Here is a 15,231-nt window from a genome sequence, read left to right on the forward strand (position 1 = left end):
AAGTTGACCTTATGATCTCTTTCATCAATAAGGGTGATTACCCGAAAGTGATACTGTCAATTTCCCACTTTCCTCTCGTAAATGCGCTTCATCCTGATTTGATTGCTAACCTTTCACCCACATTAGCTCGCTAAAAATCATCATCAGCACTACTCTTTTAGTCATCGAGTTTGATTATTATTATATTACTAAAAAATATTTTGTCAAATAAAAATTAAATTATCCTACATTTTGCATATATTTATCAACAATTTATTGTAAAATATATAACATTTTTCATCAGTTCATATGTTATTACTCACTCTCTTTTAGTTCTCATTTTATAAAAATTATCTTTTAATACTTTTTACTATAAAAGCCAGGAATAAAATCCTGACTTATAATTCTTCAAATCTTCTAACTCCCCAGGTTTTTAATAGATAATAAAAGCCCAGGTCAACAAGTATAAAGACTCCTAAACAAGTATATACATATGTTTTAACATTCATAAATTCACTTAAAAAACTAAAATAACAAATACCTATCATAATTACAAGAGCCATAGTTGAAAATAAAGTAATCATGACAGAAGCACTTTGCTTTACAACTACTGTTTCATTAACCCAATCAAACTTTGGTTTCCATAAATTAACAATCAAACCAAACAAGGCTTCAAAAACAGTAAAAGCAACAGGTACCAATACAACAATAATACTATCAACTATATTCAAAGAAAAAACAATTGATCCAATAATAGAAAATATTAATCCTGGAGGAATGCATAAAGCTAAATGTAAGAATAATTTACTATGCAAAATATCAATTGTTTTAATTGGTAAAGATTTAATAATCCATAATCTATTACCTTCTAAAGAAATCAATCCTGCACTAATAATATTCAACGAACTAGTTCCAATTACTGCAATACAAAGTAAAGCTACTATATATTCATCAATCATATTCTTATATTGCAAAGGAATAACAGCTAGTAAGTCCACTACTTCTACACCTTTAACCAATAACATTCCAGCAATCAATACTGTAAACGCAACACCTAAAGCCGCATTCAACATTATCATTGGATTTGAAGTAAAATGTTTTAATTCACGTTTAAATAAAGCCATTTTTTGACTAGAATATTTTATATCTGAATCTTTTAGTTTTACTTTTTTAGATGGAGATTTACTAGTTACAATACTAATAAAATTCTTTGAAAGTAAATATATCACTATTGCAAAAGGTATTAAAACACTAAGTAAATATATTAATAAACTAATTAAATTTTTTTCACTAATCGCAATTGCTAAATGATAAATTGGAAATAAAGTATTTTTAATCGCATCACCTATTGATTGACCATTAGCTACTAATGTCACTAAATAATCGGGCAACTTATTAATAATATAAAAATATGCTCCCAAAAAACCTAAAGAAATTATCATTGTAATAATCGTTTTATTTTTAATTCTTTTCATAATCATTGCCATGATCCATCCAAAAGTACAAGATAGAGCTAATGCTAAAAGAGGCAAAGTAATAATTACAATAATAAAGAAAAGAAACTTTATAAAATCAAAAGGTACTTGTGTAAAATAAGTAACCATACATGGTAAAGCTACTAAAGCTTCATATAGATAATTAAGAATTAATATAACAAATATTCTACTAAGTAAAATATCCTTCGTTTTAATCGGCATTGATAATAATAATTCATTATCCTTGGCTCCATATATCTCCTGCTGAGTTGTAAAAACACTGCCAATAAAACATAATACAACAACTAAAATTGCCATAATCCCAAAATACAGCCACTCATAACCAATCATTGTAAATGGTTTTAAAATTTCATTAAACATATATCCAAACATCATCCCAAATACAACAGCAATATATGCAAATATAGCTAGCATAAAAAATATTTTTCCAGCTGTTATCTTTTGCTTTTTACTCCCTCTCATTGTACGCATAAAGATTCCCTGCAAACGAATCTTAATTAATGATTTAAGCATTGTTATCCTCCAACTCTAAGAACACTTCTTCTAAAGAATCATCCCCAATAACTTCTTGAGTATTCCCAGATACGACAAGTTTACCTGCTTTAATAATTGCAATTTTATCACAAAGTTTTTCTGCTACTTCAAGTACATGTGTTGAAAAAAAGATAGCTCCTCCTCGATCACATAAATCTCTCATTAATCCCTTTAATAAATGTGATGCTTTAGGATCCAATCCCACAAACGGTTCATCCATGATAATTAATTTAGGTTCATGAATCAAAGCTGAAATCACAGCCAATTTTTGTTTCATCCCATGTGAATAAGCACTAATTGGTTCCCCTAATGACTCTGTAAGCTCAAACATATCTCCATATTTCTTAATTCTTGATTCTCGTTCACTTTGGCTAACCCCATAAATATCACCAATAAAATTCAAATACTTAACCCCAGTTAAATATTCATATAAATCTGGATTATCAGGAATATATGCCATAACTGATTTACATGCAAGAGAATCATCTTTAATTGATTTACCATCGATATAGATATTTCCTTCATCAAATTCCATAATCCCTGCTATCGATTTTAAAGTTGTTGTTTTTCCTGCCCCGTTATGACCAATAAAACCATAGATATGTCCACTTTCAATATGCAGTGATAAATTATCAACAGCTTTTTTACTACCATAACTTTTAGTTAGATTTTCAATTTTTAACATATACGTCTCCTCATTTCATAAATAAATTATTTTTATTATTTATATTATATATAATATCGCTATATTCATGTGATTGCAAGATTTTTATAAATATTTAAATAGTTTAAAGCAAAATCAATAAAAAAACATCCTGCAACAATATTACAGGATATGTAAAAATCATTAAATCATTCAATTCTTACTAACATTATTTATATGTGCTTTTACCAATGCATAAACAACCGATAATACTGGTACACTAAACAACATCCCAGCAATTCCCCATAATCCACCACCAACAGTAACTGCAAATAATACCCAAATTGATGGTAATCCAACTGAAGAACCTACAACTCGTGGATAAATCAAATCTCCCTCTAACTGTTGCAAAACAATTAAATAAATAATAAAGAATACTGCCTGCATTGGATCAACAGTCATAATCATAAATGCACCAATCCCCCCACCAATAAAAGCACCAACAATTGGTACAAATGCGGTTATTCCTACTAATGTTCCAACCATTGGAGCATATGGAAAACCTAATATCTGCATTCCAATAGCACATAACCCTCCTAAAATAATTGCCTCAATCGTTTGACCAATAATAAAATTAGTAAAGATCGTCCTTGATAAAGCTGCTATTTCAACTAATTTTGTAGATACATTCTCTGGTAAATATGCTCTAATCAACTTATGAGTCTGACGTTTTAAAGTTTCTTTACTTACTAAAATATAAAACCCAAATACAAATCCTACAATTAAATTAAAAATACCTCCCACAACCATTGAAAGTATATCTACAGTTGAACCTAAAACTCCAGTAAAACCAATTTTTACAATATTGCTAAATTCAGTAGTTACTGAATTCAAATCAATATTACTCAATAAGCTTTCTAAACGTGGTGAAATATCACCATTATTTTTACTCCATGTCTGAATATCTTCAAATACTTCTGGTAAACTATCAACAATTAATTTTATCGCATTTGATATTTCTGGAATAATTAAATTAATTACTAATGCTAAAATTCCAATTAATATCAAAATTGATAAACTAATGCTTATAATTCTTTTACAGTAATTAAATATCTTACCATTAAAAAACCTCATTAATAACTTTTCAACTCTAATCATTAATACATTTAACACAAAAGCAATTATGAAACCTATCAAAAAAGGCATAATAACCGATAATATATTATTAAAAGAATTAAAAATCAACTTATAATTATTAAGTCCCCAATAACAAACAATTGCAATTAATACAATTTCTAGTATTTTACGATAATCAAGTTTAATTTCTTTCATAAGTTCCTCCCTATCAATATATTTATATTTTAATTTATCACCATTGCTCTAATATGAACAAATAACAAATTTATCGCATAATTGCGATAAATTATTGCAATTATTATTCCTATAGTTTATGATAATGATAATTTAAAGTTATTCTAAGGGGGATTTAATGATGAAAGAAAAAGTTATTCTTGCTTATTCCGGGGGACTTGATACAACTGCTATTATTCCTTGGTTAAAAGAAAATTATGATTATGAAGTTGTTTGCTGTTGTATTGATGTTGGACAAGCAGATGAATTAGATGGATTAGAAGAACGTGCTAAAGCTTGTGGTGCAACAAAACTTTATATCAAAAATGTCGTTGATGAATATGTAAAGGATTATATCATTCCAACTGTTCAAGCTGATGCTGTATTTGAATATAAATATTTATTAGGTACTGCTACTGCAAGACCTTTAATTGCAAAAGTACTAGTTGATCTTGCCCGTCAGGAAGGAGCAACTGCAATTTGTCATGGTGCAACAGGTAAAGGAAATGACCAAATTCGTTTTGAACTTGGAATCAAAGCTTTAGCACCTGATTTAAAAATTATCGCTGCTTGGCGTGATCCTAAATGGAATATGGATTCTCGTGAATCAGAAATTGAATATTGTAAAGCACATGGAATCAATTTACCTTTTTCTGCAGATTCAAGTTATTCTCGTGATCGTAATATTTGGCATATTTCACATGAAGGTTTAGAACTTGAAAATCCAGAAAACACTCCAAATTATGATCATTTATTAGTTTTATCGACTGCACCTGAAAATGCTCCTGATAAAGCTGAACATGTTGAAATTGAATGGGTAAAAGGAGTCCCTGTTAAATTAAATGGAAAAGAAATGTCTTTAACAGCCATTCTTGAAGAGTTAAATGAACTTGGTGGAAAACATGGCGTTGGAATAGTTGATATCGTTGAAAACCGTGTTGTAGGAATGAAATCTCGTGGAGTATATGAAACACCAGGAGGAACAATTTTAATGGAGGCCCATCGTCAATTAGAAGAGCTAGTTTTAGATCGTGAAACATTAAAATATAAACGTTTAGTTTCAGTAGAATTTGCAGAATTAGTATATGCTGCTAAATGGTTTTCACCTCTACGTGAAGCATTAACTGCTTTTGTTGATAAAACTCAAGAAGTAGTTAGTGGAACTACAAAGTTTAGATTATATAAAGGTAATATTATTAAAGAAGGTACAACTTCACCATATTCATTATATGACGAAGATATTGCTAGTTTTGCAACTGGTGAATTATATGATCATCATGATGCTGAAGGATTTATCACTTTATATGGTCTTTCAACTAAAGTTAGAGCAATGAAATTAAATAACAAAAAATAAAAAGGGCTATAGCCCTTTTATTATAACAGGAGGAAATAAAATGAATTTATGGGGTGGCAGATTTACTAAGCCAACAAATCAATTAGTATATGATTTTAATGCATCAATTGATTTCGATCAAACTTTCTATCAACAAGATATCCAGGGGAGCATTGCCCATGTTAAAATGCTAACAAAACAAAATATCTTAACTTTAGAAGAAGGACAACTGATTGAAACTGCATTAAACCAAATTTTAACAGATATCAATAATGGAGAACTTAAAATTGATAACTCCCAAGAAGATATCCATAGTTTTGTAGAATCAACTTTAATTCAAAGAATTGGAGATACTGGTAAAAAACTACATACTGGAAGAAGTAGAAACGATCAAGTAGCTCTAGATATGCGTCTATATACTCGTGATCAGGTAATTATGTTAAATACGTTAATTCATAATCTTTTAACAACAATAAATGAAATCATGAAAGAACACTTAGATACAATCATGCCAGGGTTCACACATTTACAAAAAGCTCAGCCCATCACTCTAGCTCATCATTTGGGTGCATACTTTGAAATGTTTAAACGTGACAGCAGCCGTTTAGAAGATATCTATACTCGTATGAATATATGTCCTTTAGGATCAGGTGCTTTAGCTGGTACTACCTATCCTTTAGACCGTGAATATACTGCTCAGCTTTTAGGTTTTGATGGTCCTTGTTTAAACAGTATTGATGGTGTCAGTGATCGTGATTATTTAATTGAATTATTAAGTGCTATGGCTACAATGATGATGCATATGTCAAGAATTAGTGAAGAAATAATAATTTGGAATACAAACGAATACCAGTTTGTAGAACTAGATGATACTTTTTCAACCGGTTCTTCAATTATGCCACAAAAGAAAAATCCTGATATTGCAGAATTAATCAGAGGTAAGACTGGTCGTGTATATGGTGCCCTTACTAGTTTACTTACAACTATGAAAGGTTTACCATTAGCATATAATAAAGATATGCAGGAAGATAAAGAATTAGTTTTCGATGCTTTAACAACAACTAAAGGATGTTTACAACTATTAAATGATATGTTAAAATCAACAACCTTTAATAAACAAAAAATGCGTAAATCTGCCACTGGTGGTTTTACTAATGCTACTGATGCAGCTGATTATCTAGTAAATAAAGGAGTTCCATTTAGAGATGCTCATGGAATCATAGGACGTTTAGTTTTATATGCAATTGAACAAAATAAAGATTTAGATGATTTAAGTATTGATGAATTTAAAAATATTTGTGATGTATTCGATGAAGATATTTATGAAATTATAAATGTTGAAACATGTGTTAATAAACGTAATACTATTGGTGCTCCAGGTATTGAAGCCATGAAACAAGTCATTGCTTTAAATGATATTTATATAAATGAAAATAAAGGTTTGAAATAAACAAACCTTTTTTCATCTAATAAATTCTTACAATTTTCTTAAATATCATCATTAGATTTGTTTTTTTATTCAAAATAAGCTAAGATGAAAAATGAGGTGATACTATGGCATATAATATTTTAGTAGTTGATGATGAACAATCAATTGCTGATTTAGTTGAATTATATTTACAAAATGAAAGTTATCATGTTTTTAAATATTATCATGGTCAAGACGCATTAAACAGTCTACAAAAAAATCATTACGATCTAGCGATTTTGGATGTTATGATGCCAGATCTTGATGGCTTTAGCTTATTAAAAGAAATTCGTAAAGATTATTTCTTTCCTGTAATCATGTTAACTGCTAAAAATAATGATTTAGATAAAATAAATGGTCTAACATTAGGAGCTGATGATTATCTAACCAAACCTTTTAATCCCTTGGAGTTAGCAGCTCGAGTAAAGACTCAATTAAGACGTTATCTTCGCTATAATACTAATGAAACAATTACGAACCAGCAAATATATGATTTTAATGGTTTAATGATTAATAATGATAATCATAAGTGTACACTTTATGATCAACCTCTAAATCTTACCCCATTAGAATTTTCAATTTTATGGTATTTATGCAGCAAAAAAGGTAGCGTTGTAACATCCGAAGAACTCTTTGAAGCTGTTTGGCAAGAAAAATATTTAGACAACAACAATACTGTTATGGCTCATGTAGCAAGATTACGTGAAAAAATGAATGAAAATGCACGTAAACCTAAATTCATTAAAACAGTTTGGGGAGTTGGATATACAATTGAATAATTCACATTTTAAAAAAAGCCTAACTGCTAACTTATTAAAAAAAATAGCTGTCACTATTGGTGTTTCAATAATTTTATTTATAATTTTGTTTGTCTATTCTTATGAAGTTTATCACCAATATGTTTGGCAAGAATATGATTTAGTTTATCAGCTAGCTCAACTTATCAAAGAAAATTTACTCGCAATATCAATAAGTCTTGTTGCTTTAGATACAATTATCATTTTTTGGCTTCGATATCGAGAATCATTACAATATATAGAAAAGATGTTAGAAGCAGGAAAAACTTTAGTTGAGGATAATGATAGAATGATCAGCCTTCCATTTGAATTAAAAGAAATTGAAGATCAAATGAATCAAATAAAAAAAGATTCTTTAGATAATAAAGCAGCTATAAAACAATCTGAAAGGCAAAGAAATGATTTATTGTTATATTTAGCACATGACTTAAAAACACCTTTAACCTCAATTGTTGGATATTTAGATCTTTTAAACACTCAGCCTAATTTATCATCAAAGGAAATGAAAAATTATATTAAAATAGCTTATGATAAATCAATTCGTTTAGAAGAACTAATAGAAGAATTTTTCTCTATTGCTAAATATAATTTAAGTGATATAACTTTAGAAAAACAATTTATTAATATATCAATCATGTTAGCACAAATAACATATGAATTTATGCCTTTATATCGTGAAAAAAATCTTGAGTGTATTACTGAAATTGAAGATAATCTTACTCTATCTATTGATATAAACCAATTTGAACGAGTTTTTGATAATCTCATCCGTAATGCTATTAACTATAGCAATAAAGATTCAAAAATTACAATTATCGCTAAAAAAGAAAAGGATTTTATTATAATCAAATTATCAAATCCTATTGATAATATTGATAAAAATAAACTAAAACATATTTTTGAACCCTTCGTTCGTCTTGACGAATCACGAAACAGTAAAACAGGTGGTTCTGGTTTAGGTCTTGCAATTACAAAAAAAATAATCGAGTTACATAATGGTACGATTCATGTCAATTTAGATAACAATTTAATTATATTTACTGTTAAATTACCATTACAATGATTCATTAAAAACTAGTAATCCAAAATCATCAATCTTGGTTTTGAAATTTGTAAAACTTAGATTGGTATTATTAAGAAGTGTGGAATTCCACACTTCTTAATTTTTTACAGTTTAATAATTACTTAATCACTTAAACAGTAAAATTTTAAATCTTGTTTGGTATCTATATCTATTACTAATGATTTATAATTTTATTTTAGGGAATCTATTATGGGTATAGTGTTAATAATATACGATATTTAGCATTACTTCTTTATATTATTTCAATCAATTCAATTGTAAGAAATTTGTAAGAATTTCTTTAGTATATGCAAATACTTATTTTCTTTTATTTTGGTATGATAACAATGTAGAAAATATATAGATTGGAGGTAATATTTATGGTACTAAAAAAACTGCATTTATCAAATATCATTCTAACAATTTGTTCATTGGTTTACTTTTGGATTTTGATTAAAATCATTTTATTAAAAAATGGCTTTATCAATTATGGATATAATGCTAATTTTATCTTATTTGATTTTGTAAATCAGTATCATAATCAAGGATTAAGCCAAACTTTATTGATTAATATTTTAGGAAATCTTGCATTATTTATTCCTTTAAGTATTATTCTAATTAATTATTTTAAATCTCTTACTTGTAGCAATATCATATTTGCTAATTTTATCACAAGTTTATCATTTGAATTAATTCAACTATCAACAGGTTGGGGTATATTTGATGTTGATGATATCTTTTTAAATACTCTAGGTGGGATTATTGGTATAATAATTTATCATCTCATTACTAAAAATAAACACAGTAAAATACCTTCAACTATTTTTCTTATTAATTTTGGAATTATTGGATATATATCTTTATATAAGTTCTATCCAATATTATTACCATCATTCATAATATAAAAGGAGTTTAAACATGGAAAAATTATCTAATAAAGAAAAAGCTATTATTATTATCATTTTAGGGGCAATTACTATCTTTTCAATTATTATGAAGCATTACTCAATGATGTTATGAAATTAAAAAAAATTTCTCTTTTTATCATTATTTTAATATTAGGTTATCTAAGTATTCAAATAACTCCTAATATATCAAATGATGATACTGATTGCCCTGAATACATCAATGAATTTGTGAAGAAAAATCCCCAAGCAAAAGAATTAAAAATTAACTATCAAAATAATGAAAATAACGATCCCATATCATTAGAAATAGATGATGAACTTCCATTATTTATTCAGTGGGATAAACGTTGGGCATATACCCATTATGGTGATGAAATAGTTGGTACCGCAGGGTGTGGTCCAACAAGTCTAGCAATGGTAGCTATTGGACTTACTAATAACACTAAATATAATCCACGATACGTTGCCAAATATGCTATTGAAAACGGTTATTTAGATGGAAGTAAAACAACTTGGTCTTTTATGGAAAAAGGATGTGAAGCATTTGGTTTAAAAGCCACATCAGTTCCTTTAGATAAAGCTACAATGACAAATCGGTTAAAGCAAGGTAAACCGATTATTTGTAGTGTAAGACCTGGTGACTTTACAACAACTGGACATTTTATTGTAATAACTAAGGTAGTTGATAATAAGTTTTGTATAAATGATCCAAACAATGAAGAAAACAGTCAACAAAAATGGACATATGAAAGACTTGCACCCCAAATAAAAGCTATGTGGTCATACACTTTAAATTAAAATAATTAAAAAATTATAATATCTATCTTATATTGATTTTAATAAAAAATTGTTATAACTATCCTGGTAATTAATTACTTGGATAGTTTTTGTTTTGAATAAAAAAAATTAAAATTATTTTATATAATTTCTTCTCATCTTCCCTCATAACAGATAATTTTTTATTTCGTACATTTCATGTATTCAACCGTTCAAAGTCAAAAACATTAAAATAAAAGTCAAACCATTAAATAGTTTGACTTCTTTACAATTAATTTTCTTTTCTTCTAGTAATTACCATTCCAGCTACAGCTAATCCAGCCACCATTGTCATGATTCCTAATGAACTATTATCACCTGTCTTAACCGAATTTACTGGTTTATCTGGTGTTGGTTGAGGATCAACAGGAACTGTAACAGGAGCAGTTTTAACTTCAACCTCAAATTCAGCAGTCATTGTCACATCTTCAGAACTACTAGTAGAATGATGTAATGTTTCAGTATATACAACTACAACATTTTGTTTACCTACTCTATTTGCATCATAACCAATAATTTTAGCCATATCAGTAACATCTCGAGTATATCCTGTATCATAACTTGATGTAACTTTAATATTTAACTCATCTCCTACTGTATAAATATCTTTTCCACCGATTCCAATTCCTGTTAATTTAGACTTAGGTAACTTATCACCATATGGAATACTTACTCCAGCAATTTGTGATAAACTGCTAGCCTTTTGAGTTAATGTTTCACTTGTTTTATCTTCACGATACCAACCAGCATTACCATTTAATTTAATTGGTGTCTTTCCTAATTCATGTGCACGAATTAATGATTCTGCATAATATAAAATTGTTCCACGTTTTAAATGATATTGACTAGTAATCATTGAAATACTTTTAATAGTTGGATGATTATATAAAATATCAAAACTAAATTCTGCATTTTGTGCTGTATTAGCAGATTGATTTTCAACTAAAATTCGACTTTCAGCAACACCATGTTCTACTAACCAGTCATGCATACGATCACCTTCAGTCCATCCATTTTTCTTAACCCCACCAGTTACCAAAATATATGAATTTGGATATTTTTGAGCACTAGCTAAGGCTGTTTCTAACCGCCCTACTAACTCTGGTTGCATTGTTCCATCACTCTTTAATGCAAAACCTAAAACAACGAAAGCATGTGTATTATCATTTGGTAAACCATCTGGTGCCACTCCAATACTTTCTACCATATCATTTTCAATCCAATCCCAATAATTAATTATAGATTGCCATTGATCATAATCGTCTTTAGAAACTTCTTTTAAAGTATCTAAAGTTCGTAAAACATCTGTTCTTGCACCATCTCGATAATAGCCAATTAAGCTACCAATCAATGTGTCTACTGTTTCTCCTTGGCCATGAACTGGAACAAACACACTAAAACACATCGAAAGTGTTAAAGCTAACCCAAGTATCGCTTTCCCTAATTTTTTCATAACTTACTTTAACCTCCTTTAGTCATGATCTCTATAACTTATATTATAATACTTTCACTTATAGAAAAGAGTTTTTTGCATAAATTGAAAATATCAAAAATCTAATGTTTTTTCACTTTTAAATATGTTAAAATATAAGCTTAATATTAATAACAAAAATTTCACTTATTATATTTCTATATAAAAAACAGATCATCCTCTATTTCTAGATTTCTATCTGTTTTTATAGATAACATCAGCTCACAATGAGCTCTTTTTTTATTAAGATCCAATATAATTATTTACTCTTTATGATTATTAATATTTTTAGTTCCATATTTTAGATAATACATTGCTTCTAATACTTCAAATATATATGTAATAGAAAATTTTCCTATCAATGAATGATGATCTGTTCCTACCTGCAAAATCATATCCACCATATCACTATATACAAACTTATCTAATTGAGTAATGACAATTTTATATGCTTGAGATTTAGAAATGGCTCTTATTACATCAGGATGGCTAATCATAAAACCACCAGCAATACTTGAAACAATTATTAAATCATTTTTAGTTAATTGTTCAATTACTAAAAGCTGTTGTTGCAATGGATACATAGCACTACATTCCTTACCTAAATATGAGAGCTCGATTTGTAATTGCATTGAAACTGATTGAGTAAAAAAATTTCCTGCAAAACAAACTCTATTAGATTCATAAATTTTATCAACAATAAATTCCAGATCTTCATAATCAATGCTATCATATGTAGAACGTAAATTATTTATAATATTTTCAAAATGATCTTTAAATACCTCTTTACCCTGATGTAAATATTCTCGCTGTGGCAATTGATGATCAAATTGAAGTCTTAATGCATCACGATTAAAATAATTAAGATTCATCGTGACATCCATCTTAAAATCTGCAAAAGATTCATAATTGAGTTTCCTACATAGCCTTGAAATTGTTGCAGTTGAAACAAAACAATAATCAGCAATATCAGTAATTGTACTATCAGGTATTAAATAAATATTTTTTAATATTATTTTTGCTGCATTTGCATATACATCATCTATACTATTTGTATTTATGAAATTTATCAAATTATAAAATGCCCCTCTCATTCACTAACTCTCCTTATGAATAATTGTAATCTGTTCATCATTTAAACATAAACAATTTAATTGTCCCGCCTTTCCACAAGCCAATCCTCCATCTATACCAATCTTATTATGATGAGTCTCATCAAGCCAAATATTAAAACTATGATCACTATTTAATAAAGCAGTAGGCGTATGACCAAAAATATAGATTTTAGTTAAATCTCCTCGCTGTAAATAAAAATCTTCTCTAATCCAAAGTAAAGTATTTACATCTTGTTTTTCTAAAGAAATATTAACATCTACCCCTGCATGAACTAAAATATAAGTTTGATGATTTACCTCTATTTGGAGATATTCAGGTAAATTATTTAAATACTCATATAAATTTTTTAAAAATGCACTCCTAACAACTCGATAATCTTCATATTTTATTTTATCTTTTTGAAGATAATGACGAATATTTTCCATTGTTGTAGCACCACCATTAGCTAACCATAATTTAAATGCTTTTGATGGATAATCGAAATCATCATAATATATGCCATAATATAAAGCCTCTTGCATCATATATTCATGATTACCTTTAAGTAAAATAATATTATCATGATTTCGAATATAGAATAATATTTTTAAACTATCTGGTCCACGATCACAAATATCCCCCAATATATATAATAAATCATATTCATTAAAAGATATCTTATCTAATAATTTTATAAATAAATCATAATAACCATGAAGGTCACTTATGACATAAACACGTCGCATCATTTCATCACCTACAAATATAATAACATAATTTCTTTATTTATAAACTAAACATTTATAAAATAACATAAACAACAAGAATCAATTTAATATGAGTCATTAATTATTTTAGATGCCATTGTTTATAAAAACTAAAAGAATAAAAAAAGTTGAAACAAATTCAACTTTCTTTAAAAAGTTATTTCGTTACAGTCCCAATTATTTTTTTCCTAATGTTGCTACCATAACAGCTTTAATTGTATGCATTCTATTTTCTGCTTCATCAAAAACAACAGAATTTGGACTTCTAAACACTTCATCTTCAACTTCACGAACATCTATACCTTGCTCATATTTTTCTCTAGCAAGTGTTGTTTCAAAATCATGAAAAGATGGTAAACAATGCATAAACAGAGTTTTATTATTACCAGTTTTTGCCATCATTTCTTGAGTTACCTTGTAAGGTGATAATAATTTAACCCGTTTAGGATATAATTCTTCAGCTTCACCCATTGAAACCCAAATATCAGTATAAATAACATCAGCATCTTTAACAGCTTCTTCAACATTATCAGTAATTGTCAAACTTCCACCTGATTTAGTCGCTTCCTTTTGACAATAAGCTACTACTTCAGGATCCATTTCCAAATCACTTGGTCCTAAAGCCACAAAATGCATTCCCATTTTTGCAGCTCCATACATTAAACCATAACAAACATTATTACGAATATCACCTGTAAATACGAATTTGACTTCATTTAAAGGCTTATCTAAATGCTCTTCGATTGTTAAAAAATCTGCTAATGTTTGCGTAGGATGATCAACATCAGTTAAACCATTCCATACAGGTACACCTGAATAATCACGCAATGCTTCTACTGTACTTTGATCAAAACCTCTAAATTCAATTCCATCATACATTCTGCCTAGTACTTTTGCAGTATCTTCAATTGACTCCTTTTTACCCATCTGTGAATTAGATAAGAAAGTTACATGCCCACCTTCATCTAATACTGCAACTTCAAAAGCACATCTTGTTCTTGTTGAAGTTTTTTCAAATAATAGAACAATATTTTTACCAGCTAAACTATTGCCTAATCTTCCGCTTTTTTTATCTGCTTTCAATTTATGAGCTAAATCTAATAAATATCTAATTTCCTCTTTTGAATAATCCTTAAGTGTTAAAAAACTTCTTCCATGTAAATCCATTATTATTCCCCCTTTATTTCATTGGTAGTGTCAAAAAACAGTTAGTTTTTTATATGTCTTTTTCACTGTAAAACCTCATTCTACCTTGGTTTTTTATATATCCTGATCAATTTCCCCTGAAATTAATCTATAAACTTAACCCTTTTTCTCTATACAAAAAAGGTAACTACATCCTATAATGAAGTCACCACAACAATCACAAAGGAGTGTAATTACCATGGTTATGATTATATCATTTATTGTTTCTTTATTAAATATCTTTAGAAAACTTTTATATAAATTTGAATGCTTTCTTCTTAGTTTCCTTCCTAACGACCCTATTTCCAATCCAGTTAGCGATGCCT

13 protein-coding genes and 1 other annotated feature (1 of these 14 cut by a window edge) are annotated in these 15,231 nt (G+C 28.2%); of the genes, 6 read left to right on the top strand and 7 right to left on the bottom strand.

Going from position 1 to position 15,231, the window contains the following annotated elements; translation table 11 throughout:
- Nucleotides 1-174 (bottom strand) — a binding site (T-box leader); it reaches 40 nt to the left of the window's first position.
- Nucleotides 175-377: 203 nt separating this feature from the next.
- The 3 genes from BMW96_RS09035 to BMW96_RS09045 form a co-directional block, all read right to left on the bottom strand.
- A complete protein-coding gene (locus tag BMW96_RS09035) occupies nt 378-1,988 on the bottom strand; it encodes a hypothetical protein (protein WP_092354676.1) in 1,611 nt (536 codons plus the stop codon).
- Complete coding sequence (locus BMW96_RS09040; protein ID WP_092354679.1) at nt 1,981-2,694, bottom strand: ABC transporter ATP-binding protein; 714 nt, start codon at nt 2,692-2,694, stop codon at nt 1,981-1,983. Before BMW96_RS09040 ends, BMW96_RS09035 begins: the two co-directional genes overlap by 8 nt.
- A 171-nt stretch (nt 2,695-2,865) precedes the next feature.
- The gene (locus BMW96_RS09045) at nt 2,866-3,984 is read right to left on the bottom strand and encodes an AI-2E family transporter (protein ID WP_092354682.1); all 1,119 of its coding nucleotides are present in this window, start codon (nt 3,982-3,984) and stop codon (nt 2,866-2,868) included.
- A 160-nt stretch (nt 3,985-4,144) separates the two neighbouring features.
- Between BMW96_RS09045 and BMW96_RS09050 the strand changes: the two genes are divergently transcribed.
- The 6 genes from BMW96_RS09050 (at nt 4,145) to BMW96_RS09075 (ending at nt 10,369) form a co-directional block, all read left to right on the top strand.
- Nucleotides 4,145-5,356, top strand: coding sequence for an argininosuccinate synthase (locus BMW96_RS09050; protein ID WP_092354685.1), 1,212 nt, complete (start codon nt 4,145-4,147; stop codon nt 5,354-5,356).
- A gap of 40 nt (nt 5,357-5,396) precedes the next feature.
- Nucleotides 5,397-6,785 (top strand): argininosuccinate lyase, encoded by a 1,389-nt coding sequence (argH, locus tag BMW96_RS09055; RefSeq protein WP_092354688.1) that lies wholly within the window; start codon nt 5,397-5,399, stop codon nt 6,783-6,785.
- 104 nt (nt 6,786-6,889) lie between these two features.
- A complete protein-coding gene (gene vanR, locus BMW96_RS09060) occupies nt 6,890-7,582 on the top strand; it encodes a VanR-ABDEGLN family response regulator transcription factor (protein WP_092354691.1) in 693 nt (230 codons plus the stop codon).
- A complete protein-coding gene (locus tag BMW96_RS09065; protein WP_092354694.1) occupies nt 7,575-8,663 on the top strand; it encodes a sensor histidine kinase in 1,089 nt (362 codons plus the stop codon). Before vanR ends, BMW96_RS09065 begins: the two co-directional genes overlap by 8 nt.
- 380 nt (nt 8,664-9,043) lie before the next feature.
- On the top strand, nt 9,044-9,568 hold the full coding sequence (locus BMW96_RS09070; RefSeq protein ID WP_092354697.1) for a VanZ family protein: 525 nt from the start codon (nt 9,044-9,046) through the stop codon (nt 9,566-9,568).
- 111 nt (nt 9,569-9,679) lie between these two features.
- Complete coding sequence (locus BMW96_RS09075) at nt 9,680-10,369, top strand: C39 family peptidase (protein ID WP_092354700.1); 690 nt, start codon at nt 9,680-9,682, stop codon at nt 10,367-10,369.
- Between the two features lie 250 nt (nt 10,370-10,619).
- Here the strand turns inward: BMW96_RS09075 and BMW96_RS09080 are convergent, their stop codons facing one another.
- The 4 genes from BMW96_RS09080 to argF form a co-directional block, all read right to left on the bottom strand.
- Nucleotides 10,620-11,840 carry a YdcF family protein gene (locus BMW96_RS09080; RefSeq protein WP_092354704.1) on the bottom strand — a complete coding sequence of 407 codons (1,221 nt, stop codon included), beginning with the start codon at nt 11,838-11,840 and terminating at the stop codon, nt 10,620-10,622.
- A gap of 281 nt (nt 11,841-12,121) precedes the next feature.
- The gene (locus BMW96_RS09085; protein WP_092354707.1) at nt 12,122-12,952 is read right to left on the bottom strand and encodes a MurR/RpiR family transcriptional regulator; all 831 of its coding nucleotides are present in this window, start codon (nt 12,950-12,952) and stop codon (nt 12,122-12,124) included.
- A gap of 3 nt (nt 12,953-12,955) precedes the next feature.
- Nucleotides 12,956-13,699, bottom strand: a complete 744-nt coding sequence (locus BMW96_RS09090; RefSeq protein ID WP_228762470.1) for a metallophosphoesterase — start codon at nt 13,697-13,699, stop codon at nt 12,956-12,958.
- Between the two features lie 198 nt (nt 13,700-13,897).
- Entirely contained in the window at nt 13,898-14,887 is a 990-nt protein-coding gene (gene argF, locus BMW96_RS09095; protein WP_092354713.1) for an ornithine carbamoyltransferase, read from the bottom strand.
- Nucleotides 14,888-15,231: the final 344 nt, after the last annotated feature.

The organism is Thomasclavelia cocleata, from assembly GCF_900102365.1.
GTDB classification, from domain to species: Bacteria; Bacillota_I; Bacilli_A; order Erysipelotrichales; family Coprobacillaceae; genus Thomasclavelia; species Thomasclavelia cocleata.

What these genes read in the sequence shown, in the direction of transcription:
- BMW96_RS09035 (WP_092354676.1), bottom strand. Translation starts at nt 1,988, where the DNA reads ATGCTTAAATCATTAATTAAGATTCGTTTGCAGGGAATCTTTATGCGT.
- BMW96_RS09040 (WP_092354679.1), bottom strand. Translation starts at nt 2,694, where the DNA reads ATGTTAAAAATTGAAAATCTAACTAAAAGTTATGGTAGTAAAAAAGCT.
- BMW96_RS09045 (WP_092354682.1), bottom strand. Translation starts at nt 3,984, where the DNA reads ATGAAAGAAATTAAACTTGATTATCGTAAAATACTAGAAATTGTATTA.
- BMW96_RS09050 (WP_092354685.1), top strand. Translation starts at nt 4,145, where the DNA reads ATGAAAGAAAAAGTTATTCTTGCTTATTCCGGGGGACTTGATACAACT.
- argH (WP_092354688.1), top strand. Translation starts at nt 5,397, where the DNA reads ATGAATTTATGGGGTGGCAGATTTACTAAGCCAACAAATCAATTAGTA.
- vanR (WP_092354691.1), top strand. Translation starts at nt 6,890, where the DNA reads ATGGCATATAATATTTTAGTAGTTGATGATGAACAATCAATTGCTGAT.
- BMW96_RS09070 (WP_092354697.1), top strand. Translation starts at nt 9,044, where the DNA reads ATGGTACTAAAAAAACTGCATTTATCAAATATCATTCTAACAATTTGT.
- BMW96_RS09075 (WP_092354700.1), top strand. Translation starts at nt 9,680, where the DNA reads ATGAAATTAAAAAAAATTTCTCTTTTTATCATTATTTTAATATTAGGT.
- BMW96_RS09080 (WP_092354704.1), bottom strand. Translation starts at nt 11,840, where the DNA reads ATGAAAAAATTAGGGAAAGCGATACTTGGGTTAGCTTTAACACTTTCG.
- BMW96_RS09085 (WP_092354707.1), bottom strand. Translation starts at nt 12,952, where the DNA reads ATGAGAGGGGCATTTTATAATTTGATAAATTTCATAAATACAAATAGT.
- BMW96_RS09090 (WP_228762470.1), bottom strand. Translation starts at nt 13,699, where the DNA reads ATGCGACGTGTTTATGTCATAAGTGACCTTCATGGTTATTATGATTTA.
- argF (WP_092354713.1), bottom strand. Translation starts at nt 14,887, where the DNA reads ATGGATTTACATGGAAGAAGTTTTTTAACACTTAAGGATTATTCAAAA.